Consider the following 14,952-nt stretch of genomic DNA (forward strand, 5'->3'; position numbering starts at 1 on the left):
TGTCGCCGCTCTCGTTGTTCAGCGCGCGCGCAGGTCAGGCCGATAGCGGGCCAGCAGCGACCGCACGGAGTCCATGGCATCCACGGCCCGGTCCTTGTCGACGGCCTGGATCGCCATCACCGGGATGTACTCGTCGTCGGGCAGGTCGATGTGCGCCCAGCGACTGCCGGCCGGAAAAGACACGCCAACCAGCTCTGACCATGGAACTAACCTGTCTCCCAACAGGTTTCGCACCGAAAGCCCGGCGGGCCCGACTCGCAGCCGGGGCCGGGCGAACAGGAGGATGAGGCCGGCAATGACGAGCCCCAGAACGGCCATCGCCACCTGGTCGGCGGTTTGGAAGATCACGCCACTGGAGCTCACCTTGAGCAGCACGCCGACGGCAATATGCGCCACGGCGATCAGAAATGCTGCACCGTAAGCAAATATCGGCGTCCAATGCGGACGCAGTTCAACATCCCATTCCGCACGGGACGACAGCCGAGTCACGACCGAGCGCGCAGGTCACGCAATGTCAGCGCGGCGGTCAACGCGGCCCCGGCGGCCTGAGCTCCCTTGTCCTCCGCGGACGTCGGCAGGCCGGCCCGGTCCATGGCCTGCTCCTCGGTGTTGGTCGTCAGCACCCCGTTGCCTACCGGCGTCGAAGCGTCCAGGGAAACCCGCGTCAGACCCTGGGTCACCGCATCGCAAACGTATTCGAAATGCGGTGTTGCACCGCGGATTATGACGCCGAGGGCAATGACGGCGTCGTGGTTGCGGGCGAGTTCCTGGGCCACCACCGGGATTTCGATCGCGCCGTGCACCCGGACCACCGTCGGGCTGTTGATGCCGGACTCCGCGGCCACTTTCTGGGCGCCGGCCAGCAGCGCTTCGCAGATCGTGCTGTGCCAGGTGCTGGCGACGATGCCGAGCCGCATGCCGGACGCGTCGAGCTCCCCCACCTCGGGAACGCCGACTCCACTCACAAAGCACCACCGAATTCGCCTGGCAGATGTACGGATTCGTGGAAGTCGTCCAACCCGGCCAAATCGTGTCCCATCTTGTCCCGTTTGGTCATCAGGTAACGAATGTTCTCCGCGTTGGCCCGCACCGGAAGAGAGACGCGCTCGATGATGTGCAGCCCGTACCCGTCCAGCCCAACCCGTTTGGCCGGGTTGTTGGTCAGCAGCCGCATCGAACGCACGCCGAGGTCCGACAGGATCTGCGCGCCGATTCCGTAATCCCTTGCATCGGCTGGCAATCCGAGCTTGAGGTTGGCGTCCACGGTGTCTTCGCCAGCGTCTTGGAGCTGATAGGCCTGCAGCTTGTGCATCAGGCCGATGCCGCGGCCCTCGTGACCGCGCATGTACAGCACCACGCCGCGCCCCTCCCGTGCGACCATGGCCATCGCGGCGTCGAGCTGGGGCCCGCAGTCGCAGCGGCGCGAGCCGAACACGTCGCCGGTCAGGCACTCGGAGTGCACCCGCACCAACACGTCGTCACCCTCGCCGTTCGGCCCGGCGATGTCGCCGCGCACCAAGGCAACGTGTTCGACTTCCTCGTAGATGCTGGCGTAGCCGATAGCGCGAAACTCGCCGTGCCGGGTCGGGATGCGGGCCTCGGCGATCCGCTCGATGTGCTTCTCGTGCTTGCGCCGCCACTCGATGATGTCGGCGATGGTGATCAGCGCGAGATCGTGTTCGTCGGCGAAGACCCGCAACTCGTCGGTCTGGGCCATCGAGCCCTCGTCCTTCTGGCTGACGATCTCGCAGATCGCACCCGCGGGTTGCAGGCCCGCCATCCGGGCCAAGTCGACGGCGGCCTCGGTGTGGCCGGGCCGGCGCAGCACGCCGCCGTCCTTGGCACGCAACGGAACCACATGGCCGGGGCGGGTGAAATCGTCGGCAACGCTGGTGGGATCGGCCAATAGCCGCATCGTGGTGGCGCGGTCGGACGCCGAAATCCCGGTGCCGACACCGTTTTTTGCATCGACGGTGACGGTGTACGCGGTCCCGTGCTTGTCCTGGTTGACCGCGTACATCGGGAGCAGGCCCAGCTTGTCGCAGATCGCGCCGTCCAGCGGGACGCAGAGGTAGCCCGAGGTGTAGCGCACCATGAATGCCACCATCTCCGGCGTCGCCTTCTCGGCGGCGAAGATGAGATCGCCCTCGTTCTCGCGTTCCTCGTCATCGATGACAACGACGGCTTTACCGGCCGCAATGTCGGCAACCGCCCTTTCGACGGAGTCCAACCTCGTCATCTGTGCTGCCTTGCTGTCGTGCCGAGCAACACGCGAAGCCCGCGCATTGCTTCAAGTATGAACCACGCGGGGCGCATCGTTATTGCCCCTACTTTGGGCACCACTTAGATAGTGACGTCGCGGATTCGCGTGACGTTCATCCCGGCTCCGGGCAACATGCGCCGTCGTGCCTGCGTGCACCGGGGTTCAGCCTCGTCACCACCCGCTTTGACCAGCGGTGATCGCGAGCCCGTCGGTCCCGAAGACAAGGCGCGTTGTGACGATTCTTACCGGAAATGTTGGGCGCACGACGATCGATATCCACGCGATGCCGCGGCTGCGCCGAAGCCATGCGGCGGGTGGGAATTGCTAAACGCTGCGCCTCAACGGCATCTGGATAACCTGGCCGCCACCACAATCGACCGCGTAGTGGGCCAGCCACCTGCCGACCGAGCCACCGACCTCGATGAAGTGCGTCCACTTGCTGACCGCGGCGGTGGCGGCGGGGTAAGTGGAAAACCGCCCGAGCGACACGTCGCGCCCATCGTCACCGACCAACTCGTAACTCGTGTAGTCGCGCACCCGGTGCTCAACGATCGTCAGCGTGGTGTCGTTGACTTCCTTGCTCCATACCGCTCGCGATTGCGCTTCGGCCTTACGGCCGGCCAGTGTCGCTACCGCTTCAAATGCGAGGTCTTCGTAGACGGCCTCGGCCAACCTTTCGACGGACATATCTGCAGCTCCTTCGCTTAGTGAAGCCGGCCGGCCTATGCGCTTGAGTATGGACCCGCGAAGGGCTGCGTGGGGATTTAGAACAGGCGTGTCGCCATGGTGTAGTGGGATCGTGACTATTGTTACCAAGATGTAATCTTTGGGCACCGGCCCTGCCCACCCCTAGTAGCCGCCCGCACACCTACTTAAGGTCAGTTATTCTCTTGCGGCAGAACAGGTTTCGCTGCTTAACGCCAGCTGGCCGGCAAGTCGATTACGTGATTCGGGCAGAAGTCCTGTGTTGCGAGTGCGATCACGTTTCTGGCGTCCCCGGCCGTCATCTTGCCGCGCAAAACCATGAAGGCATATTCGGCGGGCTGATAGCCCAAATCATGTCCGGCGGGATCATCCATCAGCTGACACGCCTCTTGTTCCTGATTCGCGTTGGCATAAGCGGTGCCACCGCCGCACAGCGACGCGATCCACAGCAGGGCGCCGGCGACGATTGCGGCGACGACCCTCATTGGTTTCTTGCGGTCATCAGACGCTCGACATATTTCGCGATCACGTCGACTTCGAGGTTCACCTGGGTGCCGACCGGAGCAGCACCGAGGGTGGTCAGGTCCCGGGTGGTCGGGATCAGCGAGACCTCGAACCAGTCCCGCGGTTCGGCGCCGAGCCCGGACACCGTCAACGAAATTCCGTCGACGGTGATCGACCCCTTCTCCACGACATAGCGAGCGACCGCCGCGGGGATCTCGATGCGCACCACCTCCCAATGCTCCGAGGGAGTGCGGGCCACCACCTGGCCGGTGCCGTCGACGTGCCCCTGCACGATGTGCCCGCCGAGCCGGCTGTTGACCGCGGCGGCACGCTCCAGATTGACCCGCTTGCCCACCTGCAACCCGCCCAGGTTGGACCGGTCCAGGGTCTCGGCCATCACGTCGGCGGTGAATTGGCCATCGGCGAGCAGCTCGACCACCGTCAGGCACACGCCGTTGACCGCGATCGAATCCCCGTGGCCGGCGTCGGCGGTGACGACGGGTCCGCGGATGGTCAGGCGGGCGGCGTCGGCGAGCACGTCGCGGCCGGTGACCTCGCCGAGTTCCTCGACAATTCCGGTGAACATTCCATCAGGCTAATTCGCCGCTGCTTTGCCTGGTGAGCGCCCACGACCGACACGCGAAACGCCCACGTCGCAGCCCCGAGGAGACCCCGCGTCCGGGAGTCCGGTCATCCCGCTCCTCTACGATGCACGGTATGCAGACACGCCGCCGTCTCACGGCCGTCCTCGCTTCCCTGACTGTTGCCACCGCCCTGATCGCGGGTTGCTCGTCGGGTTCGAAGCCGAGTGGTGGCCCGTTGCCCGACGCCACAACATTGGTCAAGCAGTCCGCCGACGTCACCAAAACCGTCAAGAGCGTGCACCTGGTGCTGTCGACGCAGGGCAAGATTCCCGGACTGCCGATCAAGCAGCTGACCGGCGACCTGACCACCGTCCCGAGCACCGCCGCGTCGGGCAATGCGCAGCTGTCGATGGCGGGCTCCGACATCGACGCCAACTTCGTGGTCTACGACTCGGTGCTGTACGCCACGCTGACCCCGAACAAGTGGAGTGATTTCGGTAAGGCCTCCGACGTCTACGACGTCTCGGTGCTGCTCAGCCCGGACAGCGGCCTGGCCAACGTGCTGGCGAACTTCACCAACGCCAAGGCCGAGGACCGCGAAACGATCAACGGCCAGACCACGATCAAGATCAGCGGAAATGTCGCCGCGGACGCGGTGAACAAGATCATCCCGAGCATGAGCGCGACTCAGCCGTTGCCGGCCACCGTCTGGATTCAGGAGAGCGGCGACCACCAGCTGGTCCAGGCCAACCTGCAGAAGAGCCAGGGCAATTCCGTCCAGATCACGGTGTCGGACTGGGGCAAGCCGGTCACGGTCACCAAGCCTCCGGTGAGCTGATGAGCATGCGAGCCGGACGCGGAATCGCGATCAGCGCGGGCAGCCTCGCCGTACTGCTGGGCGCCCTGGACGCCTATGTCGTCGTCACGATCATGCGCGACATCATGAGCGACGTTCATATCCCGATCAACCAATTGCAGCGCATCACCTGGATCATCACGATGTACCTGCTGGGCTACATCGCCGCGATGCCGCTGCTGGGGCGGGCTTCCGACCGTTTCGGCCGCAAGCTGGTGCTGCAGATCAGCCTGGCGTTGTTCATCGTCGGCTCGGTGGTCACGGCGTTGGCCGGACATTGGGGCGACTTCCACCTGCTGATCGCCGGCCGCACCATCCAGGGCATCGCCAGCGGCGCGCTGTTGCCGGTCACGCTGGCCCTGGGCGCCGATTTGTGGGCGCAGCGCAATCGCGCCAGCGTGCTGGGCGGCATCGGTGCCGCGCAGGAGCTCGGCAGCGTGCTCGGCCCGCTCTACGGAATCTTCATCGTCTGGGTGTTTCACCAGTGGCAGTACGTGTTCTGGATCAACGTGCCGCTGACCCTGATCGCCATGGTGGCCATCCAGTTCAGCCTGCCGTCCCATCAACGCGCGGAGCAGCCGGAAAAGGTCGACGTCGTCGGTGGTGTGCTGCTGGCCATCGCGCTGGGCCTGGCGGTCATCGGGCTGTACAACCCGGCGCCCGACGGCAAGACGATATTGCCCAGCTACGGATTGCCGCTGGTCATCGGGGCGGTCGTCGTCGGCGTGGCGTTCATCCTCTGGGAGCGGTTCTCCCGCACCCGGCTCATCGAACCCGCCGGGGTGCACTTCCGCCCGTTCCTGGCCGCGCTGGGCGCATCGGTGGCCGCGGGCGCGGCGCTGATGGTGACCCTGGTCAACGTCGAGCTGTTCGGCCAGGGCGTGCTGCAGATGACCCAGACGCAGGCCGCCGGCTTGCTGCTGTGGTTCCTGATCGCACTGCCGATCGGGGCGGTGCTGGGCGGTTTCATCGCCACCCGGATCGGCGACCGTGCCATGACGTTCATCGGGCTGCTGATCGCGGCCTACGGCTACTGGCTGATCCACTACTGGCGGATGGACGTGATGACCCAGCACCACGACATCTTCGGGGTGAGCCTGCCGCTGGTCCACACCGACCTGCTGGTGGCCGGTCTGGGACTCGGCCTGGTGATCGGGCCGCTGACCTCGGCCGCGCTCCGGGTTGTTCCGTCGGCGCAGCACGGCATCGCGTCGGCGGCGGTGGTGGTGGCCCGGATGACGGGCATGCTGATCGGCGTCGCGGCGCTGAGCGCCTGGGGGTTGTACCGGTTCAACCAGATCATCGCGGGGCTGTCGGCGAAGATCTCGCCCGACGCGACGCTGCTGGAACGCGTCGCCGCCCAGGCCACGCTGTACCTGAAGGCGTTCGCCCTGATGTACGGCGACATCTTCGCGGCCACCGTCGTCATCTGCGTGGTGGGCGCGCTGCTGGGTCTGCTGCTCGGCAGCCGCAAGGAACACGCCGAGGAGCCGGAAGTCGCCGAGCAGGAAGCTGTGTCACTCGGGGAGCGCTAGCTGCGCTGTTAGCCGCGCTGCGGCACCAGGCTGAGCAGCAGATCCGGGCCGACCCGGTCGGCGCCGTCGAAGCGCCACCGCAACGCCCGCGCAATGGTGGGCACGCCGACGTCCCCGACCGCGGTGACGGGTCCGCCCAGCAGGATCGGCGCGACGTAGGTCAGGATCCGGTCGATCGCCTCTTCCCGCAGGAAGGCACTGGCCAGGGTGGGACCGCCCTCCAAGAGGACATCGGTGCGGTCCGAAAGCGCCTTGAGCACCTCCAGGGGATCGTGGGTACGAATCACCATGGTGCGCGAATCGTCGTTGAGAACCTTTGCCTCGGAATGTATTTCGCGCATGCCCACCACGACGCGCAGCGGTTGCTTGTCCGCCAGCGAGCCGTCGGGCAGCCGGGCGGTGAGCGCCGGATCGTCGGCCAGGACGGTGCCGGTCCCGACGATGATCGCGTCGGCCGCGGCGCGGCGGCGGTGCAGGTCCAGACGCGCCGCCTCGCTGGAGATCCACCGGCTGGTGCCGTCGGCGGCGGCGCTGCGGCCGTCCAGGCTGCTGGCGTATTTCCATGTCACATGTGGCAATCCGGTCCGCTGCTTGTGCAGCCACTCGCGCAGCGGCCCGCCGGCGACCTCCTCGGCCAGCACGCCGGATGTCACTTCGACGCCCGCTTCCGACAACCGGGTCGCGCCGCCCGCCGCGATCTCGTTCGGATCGGTGACGGCGTAGACGACCGTCCGCACGCCGGCGTCGATCAACGCGTTCACGCACGGCGGCGTCTTGCCGTAGTGGTTACACGGCTCCAGCGTGACCACCGCGGTGCCACCGACGGCCAGGCCGCCGGCTCGGCGCAGCGCCAGCACCTCGGCGTGGTCGCCGCCGGCCGGCTCGGTGCCACCGACGCCGACAACCCGGCCGTCGGCATCCAGAATCACTGCCCCCACCGGTGGGTTCGGATAGGTACTGCCCTTGACCAGATACGACTGATCGATAGCCAAACGCATTGCGGCGTCCAGGCTCTCGACAGGCTGAGCGCTCACTGTCGTAGATGCGGCGACGCGGCGGCGGCCTGGCGTCGCAGCGCCTCGATCGCGGCCTCGGGGTCCTGCGCGCCGTAGACCGCGGAACCGGCGACGAAGCAGTCGACCCCGGCCTCGGCGGCCTCCTCGATGGTGTCCGCGTTGATGCCGCCGTCGATCTCGACCAGGATCGTCAAATCCCCCGCGTCGACCATCTTGCGCACGGTGCGAACCTTGCTCAGCACCTCGGGGATGAAGCTCTGGCCGCCGAACCCGGGCTCGACCGACATGATCAGCAGGGTGTCGAACTGCGGCAGGATTTCCAGATACGGCTCCAGCGGGGTCCCCGGCTTGACGCTGATCCCGGCCTTGGCGCCGGCGGCCCGGATGTCGCGGGCCACCCCGATCGGGTTCGCGGTGGCCTCGGCGTGAAAGGTGACGTTGTAGGCGCCCGCCTCGGCGTAGGGCGGCGCCCACCGGTCCGGATTGTCGATCATCAAGTGGCAATCCATCGGAATGCTGGTGACGGCCAGCAGGCTCTCCACCACCGGCAGGCCGATCGTCAGGTTGGGCACGAAGTGGCCGTCCATCACGTCGACGTGCAGCCAATCCGCGCCGGTCACGGCGGCCGCCTCGTCGGCGAGCCGGGCGAAATCGGCGGCCAGGATCGACGGGGCTATCAGGGGTCCACCGGAGCTGCCAGCCATGTGCGACAGCGTACTGAGCCCGGCAGTCACTCGCTCCCGCTACTCCGCTACACGGACTAGCGCCGCCGCGAACATGGCATCGGTGCCGTGCCGGTGCGGCCACAGCTGCACGTACGGGCCTTGTGCAGATGGGCCGAGCTCGGCCGGCTCGAACAACGGCCGGGTGTCCAACGCCTGCACGGGATGACGGCGCAGCGCGTCGGCCACCACTCCTATTGTCTCGGCGAGATGCGGCGAGCAGGTCGAATAGAGCACCACCCCGCCGGGGCGGGTCAGCGCGATCGCGGCGGCCAGCAGCTCGCGTTGCAGCTTGGCCAGCGCCGGCACGTCGGACGGCTGACGGCGCCAACGGGCCTCCGGCCGGCGGCGCAGCGCGCCCAGCCCGGTGCAGGGCACGTCGACGAGCACCCGGTCGAAATCCGGCTCGAGGCCGGTCTCGCGCCCGTCGACCCGCTGCACGTCGACGTCGAGCCCGCGGGTGTTCTCGACGACCAGGTCCGCGCGTCCCGACGATGGCTCGACCGCGGTGACCCGAGCTCCGCTGTCGACGGCCAACGCGGCCAGCAGCGCGGTCTTACCGCCCGGGCCGGCGCACAGGTCGAGCCAGCGGCCGGTGTCACCGTCGACCGGCGCCAGCGTCAGCGCGCGGGCCACCAACTGGCTGCCCTCGTCCTGGACCAGGGCCCGGGCGTCGCGCACCGGCGCCAGCGCTCCGGGGTCACCGCCCGGCAGGTACACCGCGTACGGCGAGTAGCGGCCGACGGTGCCACCGACGGCCTCGGCCAGCTCCCCCGCAGTCAGCACACCCGGGCGCGCGGCCAGGTGCACCTGGGGCCGTTCGTCGTCGCTGGCCAGCACCGCGTCGAGTTCGCCGGCGTCGGCACCCAGCGCGTCGGCGAAGGCCTGGGCGATCCAGCGCGGATGGGCGTGCACGAATGCGGCGTGCCCGATCGGGTCCCGCGCCGGGTCGGGGGCCAGTTCGTCCACCCAGGACTTCTCATCGCGCCCGGAGATGGTCCGCAGCACGCCATTGACGAAACCGGCTCGCGCCGTATCGAATTCGATCCCGGCCTGTTCGACGGTGGTCGACACCGCGGCGTGCGCGTCGACCCGGGTGCGCAGCAGTTGGTAGGTGCCCATCCGCAGCAGATCGAGCAGCACCGGGTCGATCACCTCCGGCGGGCGTTCGGCCGCCGCCCCGATGACCGCGTCGAGCAGGCCGCGGCTGCGGCAGGTGCCGTAGGTCAGTTCGGTGGCGAACGCCGCGTCGCGTCCGGTGATGCCCCGATCGCGCAGCAGCGCGGGCAGGGCCAGGTTCGCGTAGGCGTCTCGCTCGCTGACGGCCCGGAGCACCTGGAGGGTGGCGGCCCGGGCCGGATCCAGCGGCTTGCGCCGCTTGGGCGGCGGAGCCGGCCGGCGCTGTCTCGGTGCCGGGCTCATGACGCCCGCGCGGCGGCATCGAGCCGGGCGCCGCGCGCCCAGTCGACGGCGTTCATGAGTTTCTTGCCGGGCGGCTGAATCTGGCCCAGCCGCACCGGTTCCGAGCCGGTGCCGACCCGCACGTTCTTGCGATCCACGTGAATTGCGCCGGGCGGCAACGACTCTGGAGCATCCGTGTCGATCTGCACCGGTCCCAGTTTGATCCGCAGATCATCGATCATCGTCCAGGCCCCCGGGTTGGGCGTGACGGCGCGGATCCGCCTCTCGACCACCGCCGCCGGCAGATCCCAGCGCACCCGGGCCTCCTCGACCGTGATCTTCGGCGCGATGCTGACGCCCTCGGACGGTTGCGGTCGCGGCGTCAGTGTCCCGTCGGCAATACCGTCCAGTGTGACCGAAAGCAGCGCTGCACCCGAAATAGCAAGTCGCTCAAGCAGATCGCCCGTGGTATCCGTCGGCTGGATCGTCTCGGTCACGACGCCGTAGACCGGTCCCGAGTCCAGGCTGGGCTCGATCTGAAACGTCGTCGCTCCGGTGATCGCGTCCCCCGCGGCGATGGCGGCCTGGACGGGCGCCGCCCCGCGCCAGGCCGGCAGCAGCGAGAAGTGCAGGTTGACCCAGCCACGCGGGGGCACCGCGAGCAGGCCGTCGCGCAGCAGCGCGCCGTAGGCCACCACCGGGCAGCACTCCGGCGCAAACTCCGACAGTTCGGCGACGAACTCTGCGGAGTTCGGGCGCGAGGGCCGCAACAACGGAATACCGCGGTCCAGTGCCTCGCGGGCCACCGGTGACGGCTCCGGCTTGCCGTGGCGCCCGGACGCGGCATCGGGCCGGGTCAGCACCGCGACGACCTCGTGACCGGGCGAGTCGATGAGGCGACGCAACGCGGGTAGCGCGGGTTCGGGGGTGCCGGCGAAGACGAGACGCACCGGGACAGTCTATGGAGCCGGATCCGGATCCACGGCGCGAGTGCATTCACAGCAGACATACAGTTGCGTATGCATACTATTTCTAGTGGACAGATTATCGTGGCCACTGTGCCGCTGGCGACGACGAGGTCGGGTGTGCAGCCCTTTTCCGACAGCAGGAGGACTGATGACTCTCGACGTGACCATCCCCGAAGACCTTGCGGCCACCCATCGCGCGATGTGGGCGTTGGGCGACTACGCGTTGATGGCCGAGGAGGTGATGGCCCCCCTGGGCCCGATTCTGGTCGCTGCCACCGGCCTTGGCCCTGGCGTCCGAGTACTCGACGTCGCCGCCGGCTCCGGCAATATCTCGCTGCCCGCCGCCCAAGCGGGCGCCACAGTGGTGTCTACGGACCTCACACCGGAGCTACTAGCGCGGTCCCGCGCGCGGGCCGCGGCGCAGGGACTGACGCTGGACTACCGGGAAGCCAATGCGCACGCGCTGCCGTTCGGCGACGGTGAATTCGGCGTCGTGATGTCCGCGATCGGCGTGCAGTTCGCGCCCGACCATCGGCGCGCCGCCGACGAACTGGCCCGGGTCTGCCGGCCCGGCGGGACGATCGGCGTGATCAGCTGGACCCCGGAAGGTTTCTTCGGCCGGATGCTGGCGACGATCAGGCCGTACCGGCCCAGCCTCTCACCGGCCGTACCACCGGCGGCGCTGTGGGGACGTGAAAGCTACGTCGCCGGGCTGCTGGGCGATCGAATCGGTCGTATCGCCACGGCGCGCGGCATGTTGGAGGTCAACCGATTCGACTGTGCCACAGCCGTTCACGAATACTTCAAGATTCACTACGGCCCGACGATCGAGGCCTACGCAAACATCGGCCACAATCGGGTACTGGCCGCCGAGCTCGACGCGCAGCTCATCGAGCTCGCCGAGGAATACCTGACCGGCACCACGATGCGGTGGGAATACCTGCTGCTCACCGCCGAAAAGCGCTGAGGCCCAGTTACAGATCGATGTCGAGGGTGGCGTCGGGCTCCCCGCCGGCGGCGGTGAAGGCCGTCAGGGCCCGTACCAGCCCGTGCCGCTCGGCCACTGGCATCTTCTCCACGATGGCGGCGATTTCGGCGCGCCGATGGGCGGTGACCCGCCGCACCACCTCGCGGCCCCGCTTGGTCAGGGCGGCGATCAGCTCCCGCCGGGAAGTCGGGTGCGGCAGCCGGTCGATCAGCCCGGCGGCGACGAGCCGGTCGACCATGCGTCCGGTGGCCGACGGCTGCACCCCCAGCAGGCCGGCCAGCGTGGCCAGGTTGACCGGCCCCCGGTTGGACAGGATCACCAGGGTGCGGAACTGCGCGATGGTGATGTTCTCGTCGACCTGTCCGATCGACCGGGCCGAAAGGCTGACCAGCAACCGCGAAGCGGTGAGCAACGCATCGGTGATGGCATCCAGCGACTCGCTGGCTTCCAGCGTGTTTTCCATGGACATCCTGGCTCCCCTTTCCAGGGCCCCTACGAATGTCGTAGGAAGGGACTATTGCTCATGAATACTATCGCTACGGTAGGCGATTCGCTCGGCAGACGGGAATATTGCTGTCCGGCCTACCCAACGCGGTGGCTAGCCGATGTGCAGCAGGTCGATCCGCACCGGCTGGCGAAATGCCGAGTCGGTTGCTGAGACGTATTGGCTCACACGGTTATAAGGTCTTCGGCAAACGGCGCGAGAAGAGACACGTCGCAACCGAAAGGGCCTTCACTATGAGAATTGCGACCACAGCACTGCGGCGATTCGGCCTAGGGAAGACGGCCGCCTTCGCCGCAGCGGTCGGGTTGGCACTCTCGGGGACGGTCGTCGCGCTTCCGGCGGTGGCCGCGGCCGACAACAGGTCGCAGACCTACGACATCTGGAATTTGACCAGCACCGCGCTCAATGTCACCGGCTACGAGAACGCCAGGGACTACAACAAGGTGCCGGCGGACAAGCTCCCGCAGACCAAGGTCATTCCGCTGGGCCAGAACTTCCAAATAACGATCGCGATAGGCCAAGGAGTGATCACCAGCTTCGCGGGCAGCCAGCCGGCCCAGCAGGGGGGCACGCAGACGTGGCAGGTCTCGACGCTCCTCGAAGATCTGGATTCTATGGTGCCGTATGTCCATCTGGTCTGCATTCCCGGCGACACCCGGATTGCCGCATGCGGTGTCACCAGCGGCAACAACGTCCGAGCCCTGGCCGACGCGCCGGGTACGACCATCAATGTCCCCGCCTCCGATAAGCAGAAGCAGGCCGAACTCCTTTCGGTGTTCTGCGACCATCCGTATCGCAAGACTCTGCAGATCCAATGCAAGGATATGGGCGGCTCCAAGTTCGTCATCGCGGGGAACACGACCTGGACCTGGCCAGCCGGCAGATGAAAAGCACAGCCGCGCAACAGAACTGGAGCGCGGCAAGGCGAATCTAACCGATTTGCAGGGGGTCGATCTGCACCCGCACCGGTTCGTGAGCTTGCCGCGCGCTGAGCACACCGACACCGCGGCGCAGGCTCGAGGCCAGCGCCAGGCCCTGCTCGCGGCGGACCCGCACCAGCATCCTGATCACCGGCACGCCGGACGGGGTTCCGGGCGGCCGGCGCACGCCCGGCGGCAGATCGACCGGGCCGAGCAACTCGGCTTGGATAGTTTCGAGGTCGGGCAGCGCCGCCTCGTCGAGCAATGCCGTCACCGCATCGGCGCTGCCGTCGATGGCTGCCATGTGCACACTGGGCGGCAGCCCGACCTCGCTTCGCGCCGCCAGCTCGGCCTCGGCGTGGCCCACCGGATCCCATCGGATCAGCGATTGCACTGTGGGAATTGATGATTCGGCGATCACCGTCACCACGCCGCCGTCGCCGCGGGCCCGCACCAGCGCCGCGGCGGTCATCCAGCGCCACAGCGCGTCCTCGGCGGCCCGCAGATCCTGCCGGCCCAGCAGTGCCCAGGTGTCCAGCAGCAGCGCCGCGCCATACCCGCCGTCCGCGCGGGGTTCGGCGCCCGGCGTGGCGACCACCAGGGCCGGGTGGGCGGCGACCTCGGCCACGATCGCATCACCCGACGAGGTGATGACCTGCGTGCCGGCGAAGGCGCGGCCCAGCTCCTCGGCGGTGCGCCGGGCCCCGACGACCACCGCTCGTACCGCATCCGACCCGCACCGCGTGCAACGCAGCGCCGGCTCGGACCGTCCGCACCACCGGCACACCGCCCCGGGTCCGCGCTCCTGCAACGACATTGGCCCGGTGCAATGCCGGCACCGAGCGATCGCGCGGCACCGCCCGCAGGCCAGCGACGGCACATAGCCGCGGCGCGGCACCTGGACCAGCACCGGCGCCCCGGCCTCCAACGACGAGCGGGCGGCCCGCAGCGCGATCGACGGAAGCCGCGCGGAGCGCGCCGCCGGGTCGCGTTCGTCGGCGTAGCCGGTGTCGTCGAGGGCGACCACCCGCGGCGTGCGGGCCCGCACCACCGGCCGCGTCGCGACGATGTCGTGGGCCCAGCCGCTGCGCACCAGGGCGTGGGCCTCGGCGGTGCGGGAGTAGCCACCGATCAGCGCGGCGCAGCGCGCCTGGTGCGCGCGCAGCATCGCTACCTCTCGGGCATGCGGGTAGGGCGCCCGAGGCTCGGCCAGGCTGTCGTCGGCGTCGGACCAGACCATGACCAGTCCCAGGTCGTTCAGCGGTGCGAAAACCGCGCTGCGCGTGCCGATCACCAGCCGCGCGTGGCCCCGGAGCGCCGCCAGCCAGCGCCGGTAGCGTGCGGCCGGTCCCAGACCGGCGGACAGCGCGACCACGCTGTCCTCGCCGATCCGGGCGGTCGCGGCCAGCCACAGCGCGTCCAGATCCCGCTGATCGGGCACGATCGCCAGCGCCGCACGCCCGGCGCGCACGGTTTGCGCCGCGGCCTCGGCGAACCGGTCCGCCCACTGTTCGCCCGGCAGCGCCTGCCACACGGCCCGCGCGGCGCGCGATTCGGCCAGCGCGCACAGGAACTGCTCGCCGCGGCCGTACACCTCCCAGCAGGACGGGTCGACGGGCGCGGGGGCCGGCGGCGGCGGGATCGCCGTGGGTTCCCGCTCCACCCGGGCGTGCCGGGCCGGGACGGCCAGCCGCAACACGTCCGGGCGGGTCCCCGCGTAACGCGCCGCGACGGCATCGACGAGCCGGCGGATTTCCGGGGTGAGCACCGGTTCGGCGGAGACGACGCGATCGAGCCAGCCCAGCTTGCCGACATGGTCGGTGTCGTTGCGGCGCTCCAGCACAAACGCATCGACAAGCCGGCCGTGGAACCGGACCCGCACTCGCACCCCCGGCTGGGCGTCGTCGGATTGCTCGGCCGACACCAGATAGTCGAACTCACGATCCAGGTGCGGCACCGACAGCATCGGCAGCACCCGGGCGATC

Annotated in this window: 16 protein-coding genes; 4 read left to right on the forward strand and 12 right to left on the reverse strand. The window is 68.5% G+C overall.

Translation table 11 applies throughout. The features are described 5' to 3' along the window. Nucleotides 1–18: 18 nt before the first annotated feature. From LMQ14_RS16365 to LMQ14_RS16390, 6 genes are all read right to left on the reverse strand, one after another. A complete protein-coding gene (locus LMQ14_RS16365; protein ID WP_267735551.1) occupies nucleotides 19–480 on the reverse strand; it encodes a PH domain-containing protein in 462 nt (153 codons plus the stop codon). 5 nt (nucleotides 481–485) lie between these two features. Further along, complete coding sequence (ribH, locus tag LMQ14_RS16370; RefSeq protein ID WP_267735552.1) at nucleotides 486–917, reverse strand: 6,7-dimethyl-8-ribityllumazine synthase; 432 nt, start codon at nucleotides 915–917, stop codon at nucleotides 486–488. Nucleotides 918–961: 44 nt separating this feature from the next. After that, nucleotides 962–2,239 carry a bifunctional 3,4-dihydroxy-2-butanone-4-phosphate synthase/GTP cyclohydrolase II gene (locus tag LMQ14_RS16375; RefSeq protein WP_267730607.1) on the reverse strand — a complete coding sequence of 426 codons (1,278 nt, stop codon included), beginning with the start codon at nucleotides 2,237–2,239 and terminating at the stop codon, nucleotides 962–964. Between the two features lie 348 nt (nucleotides 2,240–2,587). Then, a complete protein-coding gene (locus LMQ14_RS16380; protein ID WP_267730608.1) occupies nucleotides 2,588–2,950 on the reverse strand; it encodes a hypothetical protein in 363 nt (120 codons plus the stop codon). Between the two features lie 227 nt (nucleotides 2,951–3,177). Next, nucleotides 3,178–3,453, reverse strand: coding sequence for a hypothetical protein (locus LMQ14_RS16385; RefSeq protein WP_267730609.1), 276 nt, complete (start codon nucleotides 3,451–3,453; stop codon nucleotides 3,178–3,180). Continuing rightward, complete coding sequence (locus LMQ14_RS16390) at nucleotides 3,450–4,058, reverse strand: riboflavin synthase (RefSeq protein WP_267730610.1); 609 nt, start codon at nucleotides 4,056–4,058, stop codon at nucleotides 3,450–3,452. The genes LMQ14_RS16385 and LMQ14_RS16390 overlap by 4 nt, the downstream gene beginning before the upstream one ends. 131 nt (nucleotides 4,059–4,189) lie before the next feature. On the opposite strand from LMQ14_RS16390, the gene LMQ14_RS16395 reads away from it, so the two are divergent. After that, nucleotides 4,190–4,894, forward strand: coding sequence for an LppX_LprAFG lipoprotein (locus LMQ14_RS16395; protein ID WP_267730611.1), 705 nt, complete (start codon nucleotides 4,190–4,192; stop codon nucleotides 4,892–4,894). Between the two features lie 5 nt (nucleotides 4,895–4,899). Then, nucleotides 4,900–6,447, forward strand: a complete 1,548-nt coding sequence (locus tag LMQ14_RS16400) for an MFS transporter (RefSeq protein ID WP_267735553.1) — start codon at nucleotides 4,900–4,902, stop codon at nucleotides 6,445–6,447. Between the two features lie 8 nt (nucleotides 6,448–6,455). On the opposite strand, the gene ribD is transcribed toward LMQ14_RS16400, so the two are convergent. The 4 genes from ribD to fmt are packed head-to-tail and all read right to left on the reverse strand — an operon-like array spanning nucleotide 6,456 to nucleotide 10,536. After that, on the reverse strand, nucleotides 6,456–7,445 hold the full coding sequence (gene ribD / locus LMQ14_RS16405) for a bifunctional diaminohydroxyphosphoribosylaminopyrimidine deaminase/5-amino-6-(5-phosphoribosylamino)uracil reductase RibD (protein WP_420714526.1): 990 nt from the start codon (nucleotides 7,443–7,445) through the stop codon (nucleotides 6,456–6,458). A gap of 32 nt (nucleotides 7,446–7,477) precedes the next feature. After that, nucleotides 7,478–8,176, reverse strand: a complete 699-nt coding sequence (gene rpe / locus LMQ14_RS16410; RefSeq protein ID WP_267735554.1) for a ribulose-phosphate 3-epimerase — start codon at nucleotides 8,174–8,176, stop codon at nucleotides 7,478–7,480. A 30-nt stretch (nucleotides 8,177–8,206) separates the two neighbouring features. Continuing rightward, nucleotides 8,207–9,607, reverse strand: a complete 1,401-nt coding sequence (locus LMQ14_RS16415) for an RsmB/NOP family class I SAM-dependent RNA methyltransferase (protein WP_267730613.1) — start codon at nucleotides 9,605–9,607, stop codon at nucleotides 8,207–8,209. Further along, nucleotides 9,604–10,536, reverse strand: a complete 933-nt coding sequence (fmt, locus tag LMQ14_RS16420) for a methionyl-tRNA formyltransferase (protein WP_267730614.1) — start codon at nucleotides 10,534–10,536, stop codon at nucleotides 9,604–9,606. Before fmt ends, LMQ14_RS16415 begins: the two co-directional genes overlap by 4 nt. A 166-nt stretch (nucleotides 10,537–10,702) precedes the next feature. On the opposite strand from fmt, the gene LMQ14_RS16425 reads away from it, so the two are divergent. Further along, complete coding sequence (locus LMQ14_RS16425) at nucleotides 10,703–11,521, forward strand: class I SAM-dependent methyltransferase (RefSeq protein WP_267730615.1); 819 nt, start codon at nucleotides 10,703–10,705, stop codon at nucleotides 11,519–11,521. A 7-nt stretch (nucleotides 11,522–11,528) separates the two neighbouring features. Here LMQ14_RS16425 and LMQ14_RS16430 read toward each other — a convergent pair whose 3' ends face one another. Then, on the reverse strand, nucleotides 11,529–12,011 hold the full coding sequence (locus LMQ14_RS16430; protein ID WP_267730616.1) for a MarR family winged helix-turn-helix transcriptional regulator: 483 nt from the start codon (nucleotides 12,009–12,011) through the stop codon (nucleotides 11,529–11,531). Between the two features lie 269 nt (nucleotides 12,012–12,280). Here LMQ14_RS16430 and LMQ14_RS16435 point away from each other — a divergent pair, with 269 nt between their 5' ends. After that, complete coding sequence (locus LMQ14_RS16435) at nucleotides 12,281–12,934, forward strand: hypothetical protein (protein WP_267730617.1); 654 nt, start codon at nucleotides 12,281–12,283, stop codon at nucleotides 12,932–12,934. A 43-nt stretch (nucleotides 12,935–12,977) separates the two neighbouring features. On the opposite strand, the gene LMQ14_RS16440 is transcribed toward LMQ14_RS16435, so the two are convergent. Next, the gene (locus LMQ14_RS16440) at nucleotides 12,978–14,933 is read right to left on the reverse strand and encodes a primosomal protein N' (RefSeq protein ID WP_267735555.1); all 1,956 of its coding nucleotides are present in this window, start codon (nucleotides 14,931–14,933) and stop codon (nucleotides 12,978–12,980) included. Nucleotides 14,934–14,952 lie beyond the last annotated feature (19 nt).

The sequence above is a fragment of the Mycobacterium sp. Aquia_213 genome (genome assembly GCF_026625985.1).
Taxonomy (GTDB): Bacteria; Actinomycetota; Actinomycetes; order Mycobacteriales; family Mycobacteriaceae; genus Mycobacterium.